An 18,185-nucleotide genomic window follows, 5' to 3' on the forward strand; every position below is an offset into this window, starting at 1 on the left:
CACAATAAGGCCCGCGCACTGCGCCGGGCGACAACAACCGCGCTGGAGTATCACCATGAGCCACTCGACCGGTATCGAGACCAACGGCGTCGAACAGATTCCCGACGACCAACGCCACGCCTCCCCGCTTGACCTGTTCCGCCTGATTTTCGGCGGTGCCAATACCTTTGCCACGGCCGTGCTGGGCAGCTTCCCAGTGCTGTTCGGGTTGTCGTTCCAGGCCGGGGTCTGGGCGATTGTGCTCGGGGTCGGCATCGGTGCCATCATCCTCGCCCCCATGGGCCTGTTCGGTGCGCTCAACGGCACCAACAACGCGGTGTCGTCGGGCGCGCACTTCGGCGTGCATGGGCGTATCGTCGGCTCGTTCCTGTCGCTGCTCACCGCCGTGGCGTTCTTCTCGCTGTCGGTGTGGAGCTCGGGCGATGCCCTGGTGGGTGGCGCCAAACGCCTCGCCGGCCTACCGGAAACCGACCTCACCCTGGGCCTTGCCTATGGCCTGTTCGCGGTGTTGGTCCTGGTGGTGTGCATCTTCGGCTTCCGCTTCATGCTGTGGGTCAACAAGATTGCCGTGTGGGCGTCGAGCTTGCTGTTCTTGCTGGGCATCGCGGCCTTCGCCGGGCCGTTCGATGCGGGCTACGCCGGCAGCGTCAACCTTGGCCAAGCGGGCTTCTGGGCAGCCTTCGTCGGTGCGGCGATCCTGGCCATGAGCAACCCGGTGTCGTTCGGTGCGTTCCTGGGCGACTGGTCGCGCTACATTCCGCGGACCACGCCCAAGTCGCGCATCATGCTGGCGGTGATCGGCGCCCAGGCCGCGACCTTGATCCCGTTCCTGTTCGGCCTGTGCACCGCCACCTTGGTCGCCAGCCAGGCGCCTGACTACATCGCGGCCAACAACTATGTCGGCGGCCTGCTGGCGATCTCGCCGAGCTGGTTCTTCCTGCCGGTGTGCCTGATTGCGGTGATCGGCGGCATGTCCACCGGTACCACCGCGCTGTACGGCACGGGCCTGGACATGTCCAGCGTGTTCCCGCGCTTGCTCAGCCGCGCCGCCGCAACCTTGCTGATCGGCGTGCTGGCGATCGGCTTCATCTTCATCGGCCGCTTCACCTTCAACCTGGTGCAGAGCGTGTCGACCTTCGCCGTGCTGATCATCACCTGCACCAGCCCATGGATGGTGATCATGATCCTCGGCCTGATCACCCGTCGCGGCTTCTACCATGCCGATGACCTGCAGGTGTTCACCCGTGGCCAGCGCGGCGGCCACTACTGGTTCACGCACGGCTGGAACTGGCGCGGCATGGGGGCGTGGATCCCCAGCGCGGCAATCGGCCTGTGCTTCGTCAACCTGCCGGGTCAGTTCGTCGGCCCGCTGGGCGACCTGGCCGGCGGCATCGACCTGAGCCTGCCAGTAACCTTAGGGCTGGCGGGAGTACTGTACCTCGCCCTGCTCAACCTGTTCCCTGAACCTGCTGGCGTGTATGGGCCCAATGGCCCGCGCTGGGTGCGCTGCAAAAGCACCTCGCATGCGCCGGTAATCACTGCCGAAATGGCCTGACTGGAATTTGCCCATGACCACTTCTCACTACATCGCCGGCCGCTGGGTCGAAGGCCAAGGCAGCGACTGCATCAGCGTCAATGACCCTGCACTGGGCCAGCCCTTCGCCGAATTGATGGCCGCCAGCGTTGCCCAGGTCGACCAAGCCGTGGCCGCCGCGCGCGAAGCCCTGCCGGCCTGGAAGCAGACCAGCGCCAGCGAACGTGCAGCGTACCTGCGCGGTTTCGCCGAGCAACTCGGGCAGCGCCGCGAAGCGTTGATCACCCTGCAGATGCGCAACAACGGCAAGCCGCGCCACGAGGCCGAAATCGACCTGGACGACGCGATTGCCACCTTCAGCTACTACGCCGACCTGGCGGAGCAGTTGCCGCAAAAGAACCGCGACGTGCCCCTGGCCGCGCCCGGCTTCACCGCCCGCACCCGCCTGGAACCGGTCGGCGTGGTCGGCCTGATCGTGCCGTGGAACTTCCCGCTGGTGACCAGCGCCTGGAAGCTCGCCCCCGCCTTGGCCGCAGGCTGCACCGTGGTGCTCAAGCCTTCGGAAGTCACCCCGCTGATCGAGCAGGCTTACGGCCAGATCGCCGAGGCCCTCGGCCTGCCCGCTGGCGTGCTGAACATCGTCAACGGTAAGGCCGAAACCGGCGCGGCGCTGAGTAACCACGCAGGCCTGGACAAGCTGTCGTTCACCGGCAGCAACAGTGTTGGCAGCCAGGTGATGCGCAGCGCTTCTGCCCAATGCCGGCCCGTGACGCTGGAGCTGGGCGGCAAGTCGGCGATCGTGGTGTTCGATGATTGCGACATCGACCAGGCCGTGGAATGGATTGTCGCTGGCATCAGCTGGAACGCCGGGCAGATGTGCTCGGCCACCTCACGCCTGCTGGTGCAGGACGGTATCGCCGATGCGCTGCTGCCGCGCTTGCAGGCGGCACTGGAGAACCTGCGGGTGGGCAACCCGTTGAGCGAAGAAGTGGACATGGGCCCGCTGACCAGCCAGGCGCAATGGCTGAAGGTTGCCAGCTACTTCGCCACCGCACGCGAAGAGGGCCTGCAATGCCTGGCCGGCGGCAAAGCGCTGGACCGTGACGGCTGGTTCGTCAGCCCCACGCTGTATGTGGACGTCCCGGCCCACAGCCGCCTGTGGACCGAAGAGATCTTCGGCCCGGTGCTGTGTGCACGGCGCTTCACCACTGAAGCGCAGGCGATCGCCGAAGCCAACGACAGCCGCTTCGGCCTGGTGGCCACGGTCTGCTCTGCCGACCTGGAACGCGCCGAACGCGTTGCCGATGCGCTGGAAGTTGGCCACGTGTGGATCAACTCGGTGCAGGCAGTATTCGTCGAGACCTCGTGGGGCGGAACCAAAGGCAGCGGCATCGGGCGCGAGCTCGGGCCCTGGGGGTTGTCGGGGTACCTCTCGGTGAAGCATGTGACGCGCTGCCTGGGTTAACCCCAGCAGCTGGTCAAGAAGCCCCTTGCTGACAGATGTCACAAGGGGCTTTTGCTTTGCGCTTGATTCCGTTTCACAAAGGCCCCCATGGCCACGTGACTTTTCAGTCATCGCGCAAAGTCCCACTTCCTGGTACCCCCACAATCACAACACCAGGCCGGACCACCATGCACCCTCAACGCACCGCCTTGCACAACGAACTGCACGCTCGCCCGTCGCTGTATTTCGACGGCCCGGCCCATGTCTTCCACCTCGCCTTGCTCGGCGGCGATGCAGCGTGTGCGGCGCTGCTGCAACGCTGCTGCCCAAAGGCGCAGGACATCAACGCAGCGCAGGGCATTACCCGGCTGGACGGGCACCCGTTCAAATGGGAACGGCACACCGAGTTCTTCACCCTGACCCTGGTGGTGCCCTGCTCCACCGCCAACACCGAGTGGCAAGCCCTGCCACAGGTGCTGGCCGAAGCCATCGCCCCGCAAACGGCGCAGGTGATCAATGCGGTGCAGGTGCTGGTCCGCGACGAACAGGACCTCGACCTGAGCCACTATGGCTTCAAAGACCCCTGCGGCTCCTGTGTGGGCGGTGGCGATGCGTCGGTGTGGAGCGATTTTCGCCTGACCGAGGACGGTACCAACCGCTTCCTGTTCATCAATCGCCGCCTCAATGCCTACCGCCAGGGCCGCATGATCCGGCGCCTGCTGGAGATCGAAACCTACCGCATGATGGCCTCGCTGACCCTGACCACGGCCAAGGCCCTGAGCCAGGAGCTGGACGCCTTCGACAAGACCCTGGTGAGCCTGTCCGAACGCAGCGCCGGGGGCGATGGCCACGACTCCAAGGGGCTGCTCGACGCCATCGCCCTGCTCTCGCGCCAGGTGGTCAGCCATACGGTGAAGACCCGCCACCGCTTCGGCGCCACCCAGGCGTATGCGCAACTGGTGTTTGAGCGGTTGGCTGAACTGCGCGAGAGCCACGTGGGCGATTGCCAGCGGTTGGGCGTGTTCATCGAACGCCGGTTCAAGCCTACGGTGCGTTACTGCGCAGCCACCGAGCAACGGCTGGAGCAGTTGGCGAAGAATGTCGCCAACCTGGGGGACCTGCTGCAGGCCAGGGTGCAGGTAGAGATGGAAGAGCAGAACGCAGAGATCCTGCGCAGCCTCAATGCCCGGGCCGACGCCCAGGTGAAGATTCAGCGGGCGGTGGAGGGGCTGTCGATCATCGCCATCACCTATTACCTGTTGAACCTGTTCAAGCTGCTGTATGGCGGGCTGAATGTGCTGGGGGTGGGGCTGACGGCGCGGGATGGGTTGTTGGCGATGGCGCCGCCAGTGCTGTTAGTGCTGCTGGTGATCCTGGTGAGGATCAGGCAGGCCAAGCAGCATTGAAACCCAATCGCCGGCAAGCCCGCGCCTCCAGGCCCCTGCTAGCGCAGAACCTGTGGGAGCGGGCTTGCCCGCGAATGGGCCGCACCGCGGCCCCGGCTTCACGCCGGCTCGTCAGCCGGGCGCGCGCCCTCTTGCACCAACACCATGCTTTGCGGCGACGACAGCGGGATACCCTCATCGCGCAACCGGCCAAGAATGGTGAACAGCAGGTCACTGCGCGTGCCCGACACCTGCCGCGGCCCCGCCACGTAACCACTGACGCCAATGACCATGCCGCTGGTGGTCAGGTCCTTGAACGACACCGAACACGCGGGTGCATCCAGAATCGCTTCGTGCTCCTGGTACGCCGCCAGCAGTAATTCCCGCACACGGTTGGCATCGGTTTCCAGCGGCAAGGTCAGGGTAATGCTGACCACCCCAAGGGCATTGCCCATGGTCACGTTGCGCACGTTTTGCGAGATGAACTGCGAGTTGGGCACGATCACCGTCGAGCGGTCGGACATCTGAATCTCGGTGGCGCGCACGTTGATGCGGCGGATATCACCCTCGACACCGGCCAGGCTGACCCAGTCGCCCACCTTTACCGGGCGCTCGGTGAGCAGGATCAGGCCGGAGATGAAGTTCTGCACGATCTGCTGCAGACCAAAACCGATACCGACCGACAGCGCACTCACCACCCAAGTCAGGCTGGTCAGGTTGATGCGCAGGGTCGACATCACCAGCATGGCCAGGAACAGGAAGCCCAGGTAACCCACCAGCGTCACCAGCGAGGCACGCATGCCGGCGTCCATGTCGGTTTCCGGCAACAGGCGCTCGCTCAACCAGCGCTTGAGCACACGAATACCGAACATGCCGCCGAAGAACATCACCACCGCCAGCAGGATGTCCTGCGGCACGATGTTCATGTTGCCGAGCATCTTGCCGCCGGTGTCGTCCCAATCCCCCAGGCTGAGCAGCAATTCGCCGGGGCTGGTGCCCGACGGCGTCAAGGCCAGCAGTACCGCCAGGAACAGCAACACAGTGCGACCAATGCCGGCGAGAATCGTGCTGGCCTGGGCCTGATGACGCGGCGCCAGGCCCAGTGTCGACGCCAAGGCCAGGCCACCGGGCTGACGAGGCGACAGCAGGGTTTCGCACAGGTCACCGAGGAAGGTGGTCAACAGGTAGGCACAGGTAGCCACCACGCTGATCCACAGCAACTTGGCGGTCAGGAAGTAGGCCAGGGTCAGGAAGCCGGCCAGCAGTGCCAGCACGATCAGCCCTACCCACACCACGATGACGAAGGGGATCAGCCCCGCCAGGCCGGTCGGGCGCTCCAGGTCATGCTTGCGCAAGGTGCGGCGGTAGCGCAGCAAGGCCACCGAGAAAATCACCGCCACCACCAGCGCGGTCAGGCCGTTGGTGGCCACGGTCAGCGCCAGGCTGGTGCCGATCACGCTATTGATGCGCTCCTGGGTCAGCAGCACCATCAACGCCAGGGCCAGCAGTTTGGGGAACCAACCCAGGGCGCTGGCCACTTCATCGTGGATGGGTGGCAGGCGCCAGGACGGGCGCTGCAGCATCAACATGGCGCGGCCCAGGCCCGAAATGAAGGCGCTGAACACCACCAGGGTAAGGATATGGTTGGTCAGGCTGGCGATGTCCGAACCCAGCTCGGCGCTGCTTTCCAGGCCCCAGCGCAGCAGCGACACGGAGCCGGCGATGGTACCCAGCGTCGCCAGGCTGACGCTCAGGGCCAAGGCGCTGCGGCGCAGGCGGCCTTCCGGCAGCCAGCGGATCATGGCGTCTGCCAGCAGGCGTTCGAGCAGGCGACGGACCAAGGTCCAGACCAGGATTGCCGCCACCAGGCTGGTCAGGAACAACCAGCGATGCTCGGCACTGAACGCGCTAGCCACGGCATCGGCCGCCTCGCCGCGCAGGTCTCGCAGGCGACTCAGGTCTTCAGCGGTAGGGCGGATCAGCGATTGCCAGAACGCCGGGGTCAGCGGGCTGGTCGCGCGGCTGGTGACCTGCGAGTTGAACTGGCTGCGGCGCAGGTTGACGATCTGCGTGGACAGGTCGCGGGCCGACTGGGTCAGCTTGGTCGCCTGTTCCTGCTCGGCCAATACGGACTTTTTCTGCGCCTCGAGGTCCTTGCGCTGAAGCGTGATGGTCGCGGTCTCGTCCGGCTGGGGCGGGCCAAGCACCTTGAGTTTGTCGTCCAGGCCCTCAACGTCGGTGGTCCGCAGCGCACTCAGTGCATCGGCCTGACGCTGAACCTGCATGGCGGCCTGGCGCAACTGCGAGAGCACGTCGTCATTGGCGTTGCTGGTGACGCCCTGGCGGATCTCGTCGAGTCGGTCATTCAGTTGCTCAAGGCTCGCGTTTTCTTCGAGCACCGGCAGTTCGGCAGCGGCCAGGCTGGAGACTGGCGTGGCCGGTGCGGACCAGGCCGGGGTGGCCAATGCCACCATCAGGGCCAATACGCCTAGGCAATAACGGGCAAGGCTGACACGCCTCATCGAACATTCCTCTATACATTTCGATTTGGCGGGGGATTCTACGCGGCTTGAGGCGATCAGGAGAGTGCCGTTTCTCGCTTGAGCAGTTGCTGCTTGCGCTCGACGCCCCAGCGGTAGCCACTGATATCGCCATCGCGGCGAACCACCCGGTGGCACGGGATGGCCACGGCAATGCGGTTGGCGGCGCAGGCCATGGCCACCGCGCGCACCGCCTTGGGTGCGCCGATACGCTCGGCGATGTCGGTGTAACTGACCCGACAGCCGGCCGGCACCTCGCGCAGGGCCTGCCAGACCCGCTCCTGAAAAGCCGTGCCTTGTACATCCAAAGGCAGCGCCAGGCCCAGTGCCGGCGCTTCGACAAAGCCCACCACCTCGGCGACCACGCGTTCATATTCGTTGTCGCCGCCTATCAGCCGGGCATTGGGGAACTGGTCCTGCAACGCGTGCAGCAGTAGTTCGGGGTCATCACCCAGCAGGATCGCGCAAATGCCCTTCTCGCTCTGCGCCACCAATATCGCCCCCAGCGAACACTGGCCCAGCGCAAAGCGAATGGTCGCCCCCTGCCCGCCGGCACGGTAGGCCTTGGGGCGCATGCCCAGGCGTTGCTCGGCACTTTCGTAGAAGCGGCTGTTGGAGTTGTAGCCGGCGTCATAGATGGCATCGGTGACTGAGCGCTGATCATTGTCCAGGTGCTCGCGCAGGCGCCTGGCACGAAATGCCGAAGCGTAAGCCTTGGGGGTCAAGCCCGTTTCGGCCTTGAACAGGCGGTGCAGGTGAAAGGGGCTGACGGCCAGTTGTGCACTGAGTTGGTCGAGATTCGGCGAAATCTCGTCGCCCTCGAGCAGGCGGCAGGCGCGGGTGACCAGTTCGCTACGCCGGGTTGCAGTGGCACGGCTCGCGCTCGTGCAACGCTTGCAGGCCCGGTAACCCGCAGATTCGGCAGCGGCGGCATCGCTGTAGAACGCGACGTTTTCGCGCTTGGCCATGCGCGCTTTGCAGCCAGGGCGGCAGTAGATACCGGTGGTGCGCACGGCGTAGACGAAGTGACCGGCGGCGTTGCCGTCGCGAGCCTGCACGGCCTGCCAACGTTGTTCGGAGGTTGTGTAGGGTTTCATCGCGGGTTACCTCTTATCTTTATCGCCTGTACCGGCCTCTTCGCGGGCAAGCCCGCTCCCACAGGTACACCACGGGTCCCGACGACAGTGGAGACCTTGTGGGAGCTGGCTTGCCAGCGAAGAGGCCGGTGCAGGCACAGCAAATACCTCAGGCCCGCCACAGGTACCAGGCCGCCACGGTCCGGAACGGGCGCCAGCCACCGCCCAGCGAGCGCATCTGCGCCGGCGTCGGTGCTTTCTCCAGCCCCTTGAGCCGACGATACCCCTCACGCACCGCGAAGTCGTCGACCGGCAGAATGTCCGAACGCTCAAGGCAATAGATCAGCAACATCTCCACCGTCCAGCGCCCTACCCCGCGCAAGGCCACCAGGCGCTCGATCAACGCGTCATCGGGCATGGCCAGCGCCTCCTCGCGGCTGGGCACCACCCCCGCTAGGCGGGCCTGGGCAATGCCCTGAACCGTGGCTGCCTTGCTCGCCGAAAAACCACACGCACGCATCGCCTCTGGCGTTACGGCCAGCAATTGCTGCGGTGCGGGAAAGCCGCCTTCAGGGAACAGCGCCAACAGCCGGCCCAAAATCGACTCGGCAGCGCGTGCATGCAACTGCTGGTAGGCAATCGCCCGTACCAGCGCCTCATAAGGCTCGCGTCCCGGCGTCGCCTGGTGCAGGCACGGCCCGATCGCTGCGATATGCCGCGCCCAGTCCGGATCCGAGTCGGCCAGGTAGCGGGCAGCTTCCCCGTAGGCTTCGGGCGAAAGGTCAGCCAGGATCATAGCGGCTCCAACACGTCGACTAGAGGCCTAGCTTAGCCCAACCGCTCATCGGCGAAACGCCGGATCTTGCGCGGCTAATTCCTGGCATACCATTGCTCTGCGGCGCGTTACCCGCATAGAATTGAGAACTATTCACAATCGCGCACGCTCACGGGATCAGGCCTTCGATACGATGCAGATCAACGACACGCTCAAGCCCACCGAGGTCGCTCTGCTCTATCAGTCCCACCACGCCTGGCTAAGTAGCTGGCTGCGCAGCCGGGTCGGGTGCCATGAGCATGCTGCCGACCTGGCCCAGGATACCTTCGTCCGGGTGTTGCGTGCCCGGCAGGCCTCACCGCTCAAGGAGCCCCGCGCCTACCTCAGCGCCATCGCCCGGGGGCTGATGATCGACCAGTTCCGCCGCCGCGCCCTGGAGCGGGCCTATCAGGAAAGCCTGGCCCACCTGCCGGAAGCCGAAGTGCCCAGCGAGGAACACCGGCTGGTCATCCTCGATACGCTGGAACGCCTCGACCGCGCCCTGCAGGCGCTGAAGCCGCGGGTGCGGCAGGCCTTTCTGCTGGCCCAGATCGACGGGCTGAGCATCGCGCAGATCGCCCTGCAGCTGGATGTGTCCCGCGCGACCATCGAGCGCGACTTGGCCAAGGCCCTGGGTGTCTGCTACCGGTTGCGTTATGCCGAACGCTGAGAACGCCCCCGCGCAAACCCAGGTCGACCAGGCCATCGACTGGCTGGTGAAACTGCGCTTCGACACCCCCAGCCCGCGTACCGAGCGGCAATTCCAGCAATGGCTGGCCAGCCACCCACAAAACCCTCAGGCCTGGCAGCGTGTCAGCAGCCTCAGCGACGAGCTGGCCGGGCTGCCCAAGGCACTGAGCCGACGCACCCTCGACGCCAGCCAGCGCCAGCACAGCAGCCGCCGAGACCACCTCAAGCTGCTGGCGCTGTTGGCCGTTGGCGGCAGCCTGGGCTGGGCCGCACGCGCGCCCTTGGGCCTGCCGCAGCTACTGGCCGACAGCAGCACCGCGGCGGGTGAACGTCGGCAATTGCAAGGCAGTGATGGCAGCCGTATCCAGCTCAACACCGCCAGTGCCATCGACCTGCACTACAGCAGCCAACAACGACTGCTAGAACTGATACGGGGCGAGGTTAGCCTGGACGCCAACGCCAACGACAGCCGCCCCTTCCGCATCGATACCCGTGTCGGCACCTTGGGCACACTCGACGGCCAACTGCTGCTGCGCGAAAACGACAATGGCTTGTTGTTGGCCGTACGCCGTGGCGAGGTCACACTGTTCCCCGCGTCGCCTTCAGCGCGGTTGGTACAGGCTGGCGAAACCTTGCAGGTGCAGGCCAACGGCAGCTCGCAGGCCGTGAGCCTGCGCAGCGACCCGTGGGGCTGGACCGACGGCGTGCTCAGCGTGCAGCAGATGCCGCTGGGCGAATTCGCGGCGGAGCTGGCCCGCTACCGCCCGGGCCTGCTGCGCTGCGCCGACGAAGTGGCAAACCTCAAGGTCTCCGGCACCTACCAGCTGGCCGATACCGGGCAGATTCTGCAATTGCTCACGCGCAGCCTGCCGGTGCGGGTCGAGTACCGCACACGCTATTGGGTGAGCATCGACGCCGCCTGAACCCCGCGTGGTCAGTCCGCCACCGCGCGCAGGCGCCCTGCCCGCCGGTACGACTGCCGGGCAAAACAGACGAACAACCCTGCCATGATCGCCAGCGCCATCGGCAACCCGTGCGGTGCCACATCCATCGCCGCGCCACTGACCAGCGGCCCGATCAGGCTGCCCACACCCCACAGCAAGCCGACGCTGGCATTGGCCGTGACCAGGTCCTGCCCTTTGAAGCGCTGCCCGATCAGCACCAGCGCCAAGGTGTAGATGCCCCCCGCCACTGCGCCCAGCACCACCAGCAGCGGCCACAGCAACCAGGTCATCTGCAGCAGCCACGGCAGGCCGATGCCGATCAGCATCGCCACCAGGCCGCACACCAGGTGCAGCCCGGTGCGCTCGACCCGGTCGGCCAACCAGCCCAAAGGCAGCTGGAACAGCATGTCGCCAGCAAACACCACCGTCACCATCAGCGCCGCCACACCCACGGCAAAGCCGTGGCTGGTGGCGTACACCGGCAGCAGCGACAGCACCACGGCGTCGAAGAAGGAGAAGAACAGCACCGCCACGCACAAGGCCGGCGCCACGCGGAAGAACCCGGCCAGGCCGAAGCTTTTTTCGCCTTCTTCATGCTCGACGTAGTCGTTGGGCACGGTCAGCACGATGCACAGCAGCGCCAGGCCATAGCAGGCGGTGACTACGCCAGTGATCCATGGGCTGTCGGCGCCCAGCACGGCCAGCATTGCCGGGCCGAGTACCTGGAAGCCGGTAAAGCTGGTGGCATACAGGGCCATGATTTTGCCGCGGTTGTGCTCTGGGCACAGCTCGTTGACCCAGGACTCGCCCAGAATGATGGCGATACCCATGCCGATGCCCAGGCCCAAGCGCAGCAACGCCAGCAACCAGATCGAGTCGAAAGCCGACTCCAGCAAGGCGATGCTGACGGTGCACAGGCTGAAGCACAGCAGGTAGATGGTGCGCCGGGTCAGGCGCCGGCAGCAGGCGTCGACCATGAACGCCGAAAGCATCATCCCGGCTGCCGGGATGGCCGAAATAATGCCGATTTCCAGCGTGCCTGCGCCGGCCTCATGCAGTCGCAACGACACCAACGGCAGGCTGGCCCCCAGGCTGAAGCCCACCACCGACACGGCGAACAACAGGCCCGCCAGCAAACGCATGTTCATTTACCACTCCTTGCAAACCGAAAAGACGAGCAAACACGAGCGCGCACGCCGGGACGGCGGACGACGCAAAAGCGCGGATCAGTTCAGGGCAAGGTGTGGCGAGAAGGTGAAGGCAAACAGCACGCTGCGCCGACGCTTGAGCACCGTGTCGCTCGGCCACGCACGACGCAGGGCCTGGAGTGCAGGCTGGCGAGCAGGTGGGAGGGACGGGTTACGGCGCATTGCTTTGACTACGCAGGTTGGAGAAAAGAGGCGGCACTCTAGGCTAACGGTGGTCGGGCCGTCAATCGTCTGGGGGCCGCCGCACGACCTATTCCGGCCAGTCCTGTGCTCGGCAAGGCGGCTCCTTGTAGGAGCGGCCTTGCGTCGCGATTGGGCTGCGCGGCAGCCCCTTACAGGCTCAACGCTTGCTGGTAGACGGCAGGAATACCGCCAACAACCCGAACAACGGCAGGAACGAGCACACGCCATACACGTACTCGATACCGCGCAAGTCCGCGACATACCCCAGCAGCGCCGCGCCAATGCCGCCGAAGCCGAACATAAGCCCGAAGAAGATCCCGGCAATCATGCCCACGCTGCCCGGCACCAGCTCCTGCGCATACACCACGATGGCCGAAAACGCCGAGGCCAGGATGAAGCCGATCACCACGCTCAGCACGGTGGTCCAGAACAGGTCGGCATACGGCAGCGCCAGGGTGAACGGTGTCACGCCGAGAATGGAGAACCAGATCACCGCCTTGCGCCCGATACGGTCACCGATCGGCCCGCCGAAGAAGGTACCGGCCGCCACCGCGCCCAGGAACAGGAACAGGTGCAGCTGCGAGCTGGCCACCGAGACGTCGAACTTTTCGATCAGGTAGAAGGTGAAGTAGCTCGTGAAGCTGGCCATGTAGAAGTACTTCGAGAACACCAACAGGCCCAGCACGATCAGCGCCGCGATCACCCGCTTGCGCGAGATGCCATGGGTGGCCTGCACCACCTTGCGGGCCTTGGCCTGGTTGAGGTGCTCCTTGTACCAGCTACGCAGCATCAGGGTCACGGCGAAGAAGAACAGCCCCGCCAGGCCAAACCAGGCCACGTGCGTTTGCCCGAACGGGATGACGATCGCCGCCGCCAGCAGTGGCCCCAGCGCCGAGCCGGTGTTGCCGCCTACCTGGAAGGTCGATTGGGCCAGACCAAAACGCCCGCCCGAGGCCAACCGCGCGATGCGCGAGGTTTCTGGGTGGAAGGTGGATGAACCAATGCCCACCAGCGCCGAGGCCAGCAGGATCATCGGGAAGCTGCCGACAAAGGCCAGCATGACGATCCCCACCAGCGTGCACAGGGTGCCCATCGGCAGCAGGTTGGGGGCGGGCCGGCGGTCGGTAAAGAAGCCGACCCAAGGCTGCAGCAGCGAGGCGGTTATCTGGAATGTCAGGGTGATCATGCCGATCTGGGCGAAGCTCAGGTCGTAGTTGGCCTTGAGCATCGGGTAGATCGCCGGCAGCACCGACTGGATCAGGTCATTGATCAAGTGCGCCAGGGCGCAGAAGCCGATGATGCGCATCACCAACGGGTTGGCAGGGTTCGCCGCTGCGCTGGTGGACGCTGTGGAGGTGCTACTGATGGCCATGTGCCTGAATCTCCGTCCGCAGGTTTGGGATCCGATTATCGGGAAACAAATAGATACATAGCTACCTTTTTTATCCCTCCGTCGAAACGTACTTGTAAATGGTTCTCAATATAATTAGCATCCTCGACTCATTCCCCTGTCATCGTTGGGCGAAACGGCCCCTATCGTGAGCAGACCGATCCCATGAGCCCGATGCCCGCCAAGCAACTCCAGCCCGACCCTCAGCAGGAAGCCCTGGAGTGGTTTTCCCGTTTGCGTCAGCCCGGCTGTGACGAAGGCGAACGCCAGGTGTTTGCCGCCTGGTGCCAGGCGCCGCAGAACGCCCAAGCCTACGCTGAACTGGAAACCTTTTGGCAACAGCTGCAACCGCCACCGGCACGGCCCCGACCGCGGCAGATAAACACGCGCCGCAGCCACCTGGGCAAATGGCTGGCGCTGCTGTTTTTGCTGGTGATGGGCGCTTTGGCCTACCTGTACTGGCCACTGATGCAACGCCTGGGCAGCGAACTGCACACCGACGTGGGCGAACGCCGTAGCCTGCGCCTGCCCGACGGCTCGACCCTGCACCTGGACAGCGCCAGCGCGATGAACGTCGACCTGCGTGGCCGTACCCGCCAGTTGCACCTGGTACAAGGCCAGGTCTACCTGGAGGTCCTGCTCGACGGCCGGGCCATGGAGGTAGAAGTGGGCGATGCGCTCATCCAGGTATTTGGCACCCGGCTGCAAATCGCGCGCTATGCGCACCACGACGAGCTGGTGGTGCTCAGTGGCAAGGCCATGGTTGTGCAGGCCGGCGAGCAGCGCCTGGTCTCGGCGGGTGAACGGGTGAGCTTCGACGGCACACGAATCGATACTGTGCAAAAAACCGATCTGAAAACTGCCGACAGCTGGCGCAGCGGCCGCCTGCGCGCCACCGATATGCCGCTTGGGCAGGTGCTGGAACGCCTGGCCGGTTACCAGGGCGAACGCCTGTGGATACTCGACGCACACACCGCCCATCGGCGCGTGAGCGGCGATTTCAACCTCGACCGCCCTGCCGAAAGCCTCGCCGCACTGGCCAGCGCCCAGCAATTGCAGCTGCACAGCATGCTCGGGCACTGGCTGATCGTTCGCTGAAGGCGGGCCTGGCGGCTAAGTTTTTGAAAGCGTGCAAATTTTTTTTGAAATGAGTGTTGACAGAGGGGCATCACAAGGGAATAATGCGCGCCATTGGCTACATAGCTCAGTTGGTTAGAGCATAGCATTCATAATGCTGGGGTCCGGGGTTCAAGTCCCTGTGTAGCCACCAATCATGATAAAGGGCTTACCGAAAGGTAGGCCCTTTTTCTTTGCCTGTGAAAAAGTTACGGCGTCTCCGACAACTGACCCAGTGCGATGTGCTAAATCCACACTGCTGTAAGCAATGCCAGCACTGCCATCAGGGCCAGCACTTTCATTGTCAGAGCCGTACGCGCGGCAGGCGCATGCTCGTGCAAATAGGTCTCGATTTCCTGCATGCGCTTAAAGGCTTCGATGTGCTCTTCGTCTTGGGCCAACCAGACACGAAAAGCCTTGCGCTCGCGGCCACTCGGCTGGCCGTTAAGGCGCCCCAGCCATTCGACGGCTTCGTATAGGATTTCGGGGCTCATAACGGCGACCCATTGAGGCATTGGCGCAACCACACCAGCAGCCACGGGTGACAGCCCCTGCACCAGTCATCCAGGCATTTTGCGGCGGGAAATAGAGGTATTTTCATCGCGAGGCTTCGCAAATGGGAATGATTCTATTCTAAATTGCCACTACCCGACATGCAATCACCGGCTTGACGCAGGTTTTCACTTGCCTGTCCGAAGGATCCTGCCTGATGCGATCACATCGCTACAACTGATAGAAATACCAGGTGCCCACCCTGCCCTGTCAGCGCACATTCGCCATTACAACTGCCAGACCAAGGCCGATCAGCGCCAAGCCAATCACTCGGTCCATCATGACTTGCCGCTCGATCATCGCCTTGCGCAATGCCGTGCTGGAGAAGAACACCGCCACCAGGCTGAACCACACCCAATGGGCAAACGACATGAACGCGCCGTAAGCGAAGTCCAGCGCCAGCGGGCTACCCGGCTGCACCACCTGGGTGTAGGCGCTGATGACGAAGAGCATGGTCTTGGGGTTCAGGGCGTTGGTCAGAAACCCGGTGCGCAGTGCCGCCCTCAGGCTGGCACCGGTGTCTTGGCCAACGCCGTCGAGGTGGATGCGCGTGGTGTTGGTCAGCGATTTATAGCCTAGGTAGATCAGGTACCCAGCACCGACGACCTTTATGAACAGGAACAGGGGTGGGCTCTGGCTGATGATCACGGCGATACCCAGCACCGTATACAGCACATGCACCTGCACGCCCAAGGCGATCCCCACCGCAGCCGCCAGTCCGGCTTTACGGCCCTGTGCATAACTGCTGCGGGTGACCATGGCGAAGTCGGCCCCCGGGCTGATGACGGCAAGGATGGTAAACAGGGCTACGGCGATGAGTTCGGTCATTGGCGGGTCTCGATTGGCGATGAAAATGCACAGACGCGCCGATTATCTTGGGCTTATGGGCCGCTAAAAATCGATTTATAGTGGCGGATATTCGATAGTTTTTCTCACAGAGGTGCAGTGCTTGTACTGGCCTCTTCGCGGGCAAGCCCGCTCCTACAGGTGCTGTGCACACTTCATGAATGCGCGATCCTTGTGGGAGCGGGCTTGCCCGCGAAGAGGCCGGAACAGGCACCACAAAACCATGAAACTGCCCCCTCTCAACGCCTTCCGCTACTTCGACATTGCCGCCGAAACCGAAAGCTTCGTGCGCGCCGCCGAGCGCCTGCATGTCACCCACGGCGCGGTCAGCCGGCAGGTACGGCTGCTTGAGGAAAGCCTCGGCATCGAACTGTTCGAGCGCCGCAACCGGGCCATCTTCCTCACCGCCGCCGGCCGTGCGTTGCATGGCACCACCCAGGCCATGTTCGAACAGCTCGAAGGCGCCGTGCAGCGCCTGCAACAGCAGGAGCGCGACAACGTGCTGGTGCTCTCCTGCGAGCCCACCATCGCCATGCGCTGGCTGATCCCGCGCCTGCCGCGCTTCCACAGCGCCCACCCCGACCTGCAACTGCATCTGGTAGCCGCCGGTGGGCCGCTGGACTTCGCGCGCAGCGGCGTCGACCTGGCGCTGCGCCGCGATGACTTCCACTGGGACCGCCAACTGCATCACCGCAAAATCTGCGACGAATGGATCGGCCCGGTCTGCCGCCCCGGCGCCGCCACCGGCCTGGACGGCCAGCGCTTATTGCACAGCCGCACCCGGCCCAGCGCCTGGCCCACCTGGCTGCGCCTGAGCGAACAACGGGCCAGGCACACCGAGCGCAGCGACTATGAGCATTTCTATTTGTCGATCCAGGCCGCCAGCGCGGGCCTGGGCCTGGCCATGGGGTCAGCCCTGATGGTGCGCGACGAGCTCGACAGCGGCCAACTGCAGGCCCCTTTCGGCTTCTTGCGCGACGGCTCTGCCTATCACCTGCTCAGCCCGCAGCCGCTGGACGAGGGTGGCAAGCGCCAGCGCTTCGCCGAATGGGTGATCGACGAATGCCAGGCCTGCCTGGCTCACTTGGGTTTGATACAGAACGACGACCCGGCGCTGCCATCGCCACCCCAGGTGCGGTAGCCGGCCGTGTCGACATGAATACGACCTGACGGGTAGCGGCCCAGGCCCATGTTCCAGGCTTGGCCATGCTGTTGCCAGAAACGGCACAACGGGTTGGGGTCGGCCCAGGCCGGCAACAGCATATCGACGGCGAAGGCGCGGGTGTGGGCGCTGTTGGCGGCGCCACCGGCGCAGACGTTCAGGCGCGGGTCACGGTAGGCTGAAACCACCTCGAACTGGCGCAGGATGCCTTGATCGCCGAGGGTTTTGAGCAGCGACAGTGTCGAGCGCACCGCAGGCCATTGGCTGGCCGGCGGCACCGCAAACGGCGACGCCCGGCACAGCTTCCAGTCCGAGGCCGAGCGAAGCAGTTGGTGAATAGGCACCACCCCATACAAGCGGGCATCTACCAGCATCTCGCGGAACGGGCGAGTCTGATGATCGCCAGCCCATTGGGCGAACATCCACACGTCGCGGTCATCGGCCTGCGCCGCATTGACCGCCCACATCCCCGCCACCAGCAGTAGCCACTTCGTCCCTGTCATCCCTACTCCCGGCTCAAGCCTCATGGCCTGTAATTGGGGCCGCTTGGCAGCCCATCGCCGCGGCTGGTCACCACGACAATCCCTCAGGTATAGCGCAGTATAGAGAGGCTCCCACACCTGTGGGAGCTCCTATGGTTTTTGCCATTAGTCCAACGCCCGCAACCGATACTGCGGCGGCAGTTGGGCGAACCCGCTGATGGTGGTGTCCAGACTCTTCCAACGCCCGTCCTTGATGCCGTAGATGCAGCCATGCACCGACAGCTCCTGCCCACGGTGCCAGGCGTTCTGCACGATGCTGGTGTGGGCCACGTTGGCGACCTGCTGGATCACGTTCAGCTCGCACAGGCGATCGACCTGCGCCTCTTCGGTTTCAAGCTTGGCCAGCTCACCGCGCTTTTCGTAGTACAAGTCGCGAATCGAACGCAGCCAGCCGTCGATCAAGCCTAGCTGGCGGTCCTGCATGGCGGCGCGCACGCCGCCGCAGCCGTAGTGGCCGGTGACCAGGATGTGTTTGACCTTGAGCACTTCGACGGCGTACTGGATCACCGACAGGCAGTTAAGGTCGGTGTGCAGCACGACGTTGGCGACATTGCGGTGGACGAACAGGTCGCCGGGCAGCATGCCGACGATCTCGTTGGCCGGCACCCGCGCATCGGAGCAGCCGATCCAGAGGAATTCCGGGGTTTGCTGACGGGCCAGTTTGGCGAAGAAATCGGGGTCACGCTGGGTGATGGCATCGGCCCAGCGCGCATTGTTGTCGATCAGTTCCTGCAGGTCGTGCATGGTCTTGCCTCATCA

Annotated in this window: 16 protein-coding genes and 1 tRNA gene; 8 read left to right on the forward strand and 9 right to left on the reverse strand. The window is 64.5% G+C overall.

Annotated features, from left to right (window positions below; genetic code table 11):
- Positions 1-55: 55 nt before the first annotated feature.
- The 3 genes from D886_RS0113815 to D886_RS0113825 all read left to right on the forward strand — a co-directional run bounded on the left by D886_RS0113815 (position 56) and on the right by D886_RS0113825 (position 4,384).
- Positions 56-1,555, forward strand: coding sequence for a cytosine permease (locus D886_RS0113815; protein ID WP_027594496.1), 1,500 nt, complete (start codon positions 56-58; stop codon positions 1,553-1,555).
- 13 nt (positions 1,556-1,568) lie between these two features.
- Positions 1,569-2,999 (forward strand): aldehyde dehydrogenase family protein, encoded by a 1,431-nt coding sequence (locus D886_RS0113820; protein ID WP_027594497.1) that lies wholly within the window; start codon positions 1,569-1,571, stop codon positions 2,997-2,999.
- A gap of 167 nt (positions 3,000-3,166) precedes the next feature.
- Positions 3,167-4,384 carry a DUF3422 domain-containing protein gene (locus D886_RS0113825; protein ID WP_027594498.1) on the forward strand — a complete coding sequence of 406 codons (1,218 nt, stop codon included), beginning with the start codon at positions 3,167-3,169 and terminating at the stop codon, positions 4,382-4,384.
- 98 nt (positions 4,385-4,482) lie between these two features.
- Here the strand turns inward: D886_RS0113825 and D886_RS0113830 are convergent, their stop codons facing one another.
- From D886_RS0113830 to D886_RS0113840, 3 genes are all read right to left on the reverse strand, one after another.
- The gene (locus tag D886_RS0113830; RefSeq protein ID WP_027594499.1) at positions 4,483-6,885 is read right to left on the reverse strand and encodes a DUF3772 domain-containing protein; all 2,403 of its coding nucleotides are present in this window, start codon (positions 6,883-6,885) and stop codon (positions 4,483-4,485) included.
- 56 nt (positions 6,886-6,941) lie between these two features.
- Positions 6,942-8,000 (reverse strand): bifunctional DNA-binding transcriptional regulator/O6-methylguanine-DNA methyltransferase Ada, encoded by a 1,059-nt coding sequence (gene ada, locus D886_RS0113835; protein WP_027594500.1) that lies wholly within the window; start codon positions 7,998-8,000, stop codon positions 6,942-6,944.
- Between the two features lie 148 nt (positions 8,001-8,148).
- Positions 8,149-8,775 carry a DNA-3-methyladenine glycosylase gene (locus D886_RS0113840; RefSeq protein ID WP_027594501.1) on the reverse strand — a complete coding sequence of 209 codons (627 nt, stop codon included), beginning with the start codon at positions 8,773-8,775 and terminating at the stop codon, positions 8,149-8,151.
- Between the two features lie 172 nt (positions 8,776-8,947).
- Here D886_RS0113840 and D886_RS0113845 point away from each other — a divergent pair, with 172 nt between their 5' ends.
- Positions 8,948-9,463, forward strand: a complete 516-nt coding sequence (locus tag D886_RS0113845; RefSeq protein WP_027594502.1) for a sigma-70 family RNA polymerase sigma factor — start codon at positions 8,948-8,950, stop codon at positions 9,461-9,463.
- A complete protein-coding gene (locus D886_RS0113850) occupies positions 9,450-10,406 on the forward strand; it encodes a FecR domain-containing protein (protein ID WP_027594503.1) in 957 nt (318 codons plus the stop codon). Before D886_RS0113845 ends, D886_RS0113850 begins: the two co-directional genes overlap by 14 nt.
- Positions 10,407-10,417: 11 nt before the next feature.
- Here the strand turns inward: D886_RS0113850 and D886_RS0113855 are convergent, their stop codons facing one another.
- Together D886_RS0113855 and D886_RS0113860 are read right to left on the reverse strand one after the other, a co-directional pair.
- A complete protein-coding gene (locus D886_RS0113855; RefSeq protein ID WP_027594504.1) occupies positions 10,418-11,575 on the reverse strand; it encodes an MFS transporter in 1,158 nt (385 codons plus the stop codon).
- Positions 11,576-11,975: 400 nt separating this feature from the next.
- A complete protein-coding gene (locus D886_RS0113860; protein ID WP_027594505.1) occupies positions 11,976-13,190 on the reverse strand; it encodes an MFS transporter in 1,215 nt (404 codons plus the stop codon).
- Between the two features lie 192 nt (positions 13,191-13,382).
- On the opposite strand from D886_RS0113860, the gene D886_RS0113865 reads away from it, so the two are divergent.
- Both D886_RS0113865 and D886_RS0113870 read left to right on the forward strand, forming a co-directional pair.
- Entirely contained in the window at positions 13,383-14,306 is a 924-nt protein-coding gene (locus D886_RS0113865; RefSeq protein WP_033694200.1) for a FecR domain-containing protein, read from the forward strand.
- A 95-nt stretch (positions 14,307-14,401) separates the two neighbouring features.
- Positions 14,402-14,478 (forward strand) — tRNA-Met (locus tag D886_RS0113870).
- 91 nt (positions 14,479-14,569) lie between these two features.
- On the opposite strand, the gene D886_RS0113875 is transcribed toward D886_RS0113870, so the two are convergent.
- Complete coding sequence (locus D886_RS0113875) at positions 14,570-14,818, reverse strand: DUF4880 domain-containing protein (protein WP_027594507.1); 249 nt, start codon at positions 14,816-14,818, stop codon at positions 14,570-14,572.
- Between the two features lie 268 nt (positions 14,819-15,086).
- Positions 15,087-15,704 carry a LysE family translocator gene (locus D886_RS0113880; RefSeq protein WP_027594508.1) on the reverse strand — a complete coding sequence of 206 codons (618 nt, stop codon included), beginning with the start codon at positions 15,702-15,704 and terminating at the stop codon, positions 15,087-15,089.
- A gap of 241 nt (positions 15,705-15,945) precedes the next feature.
- On the opposite strand from D886_RS0113880, the gene D886_RS0113885 reads away from it, so the two are divergent.
- The gene (locus D886_RS0113885) at positions 15,946-16,863 is read left to right on the forward strand and encodes a LysR substrate-binding domain-containing protein (protein WP_027594509.1); all 918 of its coding nucleotides are present in this window, start codon (positions 15,946-15,948) and stop codon (positions 16,861-16,863) included.
- Here D886_RS0113885 and D886_RS0113890 read toward each other — a convergent pair.
- Both D886_RS0113890 and can read right to left on the reverse strand, forming a co-directional pair.
- On the reverse strand, positions 16,803-17,387 hold the full coding sequence (locus D886_RS0113890; RefSeq protein ID WP_027594510.1) for a D-Ala-D-Ala carboxypeptidase family metallohydrolase: 585 nt from the start codon (positions 17,385-17,387) through the stop codon (positions 16,803-16,805). The genes D886_RS0113885 and D886_RS0113890 overlap by 61 nt on opposite strands.
- A 144-nt stretch (positions 17,388-17,531) precedes the next feature.
- Entirely contained in the window at positions 17,532-18,170 is a 639-nt protein-coding gene (can, locus tag D886_RS0113895; RefSeq protein ID WP_027594511.1) for a carbonate dehydratase, read from the reverse strand.
- Between the last annotated feature and the right edge of the window lie 15 nt (positions 18,171-18,185).

The sequence above is a fragment of the Pseudomonas sp. LAIL14HWK12:I7 genome (assembly GCF_000483465.1).
Lineage (GTDB): Bacteria > Pseudomonadota > Gammaproteobacteria > Pseudomonadales > Pseudomonadaceae > Aquipseudomonas > Aquipseudomonas kermanshahensis.

Excerpts from the sequence above, each read along its gene's own strand:
- D886_RS0113875 (WP_027594507.1), bottom strand. The coding sequence starts at position 14,818 with ATGAGCCCCGAAATCCTATACGAAGCCGTCGAATGGCTGGGGCGCCTT.
- D886_RS0113860 (WP_027594505.1), bottom strand. The coding sequence starts at position 13,190 with ATGGCCATCAGTAGCACCTCCACAGCGTCCACCAGCGCAGCGGCGAAC.
- D886_RS0113825 (WP_027594498.1), top strand. The coding sequence starts at position 3,167 with ATGCACCCTCAACGCACCGCCTTGCACAACGAACTGCACGCTCGCCCG.
- D886_RS0113880 (WP_027594508.1), bottom strand. The coding sequence starts at position 15,704 with ATGACCGAACTCATCGCCGTAGCCCTGTTTACCATCCTTGCCGTCATC.
- can (WP_027594511.1), bottom strand. The coding sequence starts at position 18,170 with ATGCACGACCTGCAGGAACTGATCGACAACAATGCGCGCTGGGCCGAT.
- D886_RS0113855 (WP_027594504.1), bottom strand. The coding sequence starts at position 11,575 with ATGAACATGCGTTTGCTGGCGGGCCTGTTGTTCGCCGTGTCGGTGGTG.
- D886_RS0113885 (WP_027594509.1), top strand. The coding sequence starts at position 15,946 with ATGAAACTGCCCCCTCTCAACGCCTTCCGCTACTTCGACATTGCCGCC.
- D886_RS0113865 (WP_033694200.1), top strand. The coding sequence starts at position 13,383 with ATGCCCGCCAAGCAACTCCAGCCCGACCCTCAGCAGGAAGCCCTGGAG.
- D886_RS0113830 (WP_027594499.1), bottom strand. The coding sequence starts at position 6,885 with ATGAGGCGTGTCAGCCTTGCCCGTTATTGCCTAGGCGTATTGGCCCTG.
- D886_RS0113815 (WP_027594496.1), top strand. The coding sequence starts at position 56 with ATGAGCCACTCGACCGGTATCGAGACCAACGGCGTCGAACAGATTCCC.
- D886_RS0113820 (WP_027594497.1), top strand. The coding sequence starts at position 1,569 with ATGACCACTTCTCACTACATCGCCGGCCGCTGGGTCGAAGGCCAAGGC.
- D886_RS0113890 (WP_027594510.1), bottom strand. The coding sequence starts at position 17,387 with ATGACAGGGACGAAGTGGCTACTGCTGGTGGCGGGGATGTGGGCGGTC.
- ada (WP_027594500.1), bottom strand. The coding sequence starts at position 8,000 with ATGAAACCCTACACAACCTCCGAACAACGTTGGCAGGCCGTGCAGGCT.
- D886_RS0113850 (WP_027594503.1), top strand. The coding sequence starts at position 9,450 with ATGCCGAACGCTGAGAACGCCCCCGCGCAAACCCAGGTCGACCAGGCC.
- D886_RS0113845 (WP_027594502.1), top strand. The coding sequence starts at position 8,948 with ATGCAGATCAACGACACGCTCAAGCCCACCGAGGTCGCTCTGCTCTAT.
- D886_RS0113840 (WP_027594501.1), bottom strand. The coding sequence starts at position 8,775 with ATGATCCTGGCTGACCTTTCGCCCGAAGCCTACGGGGAAGCTGCCCGC.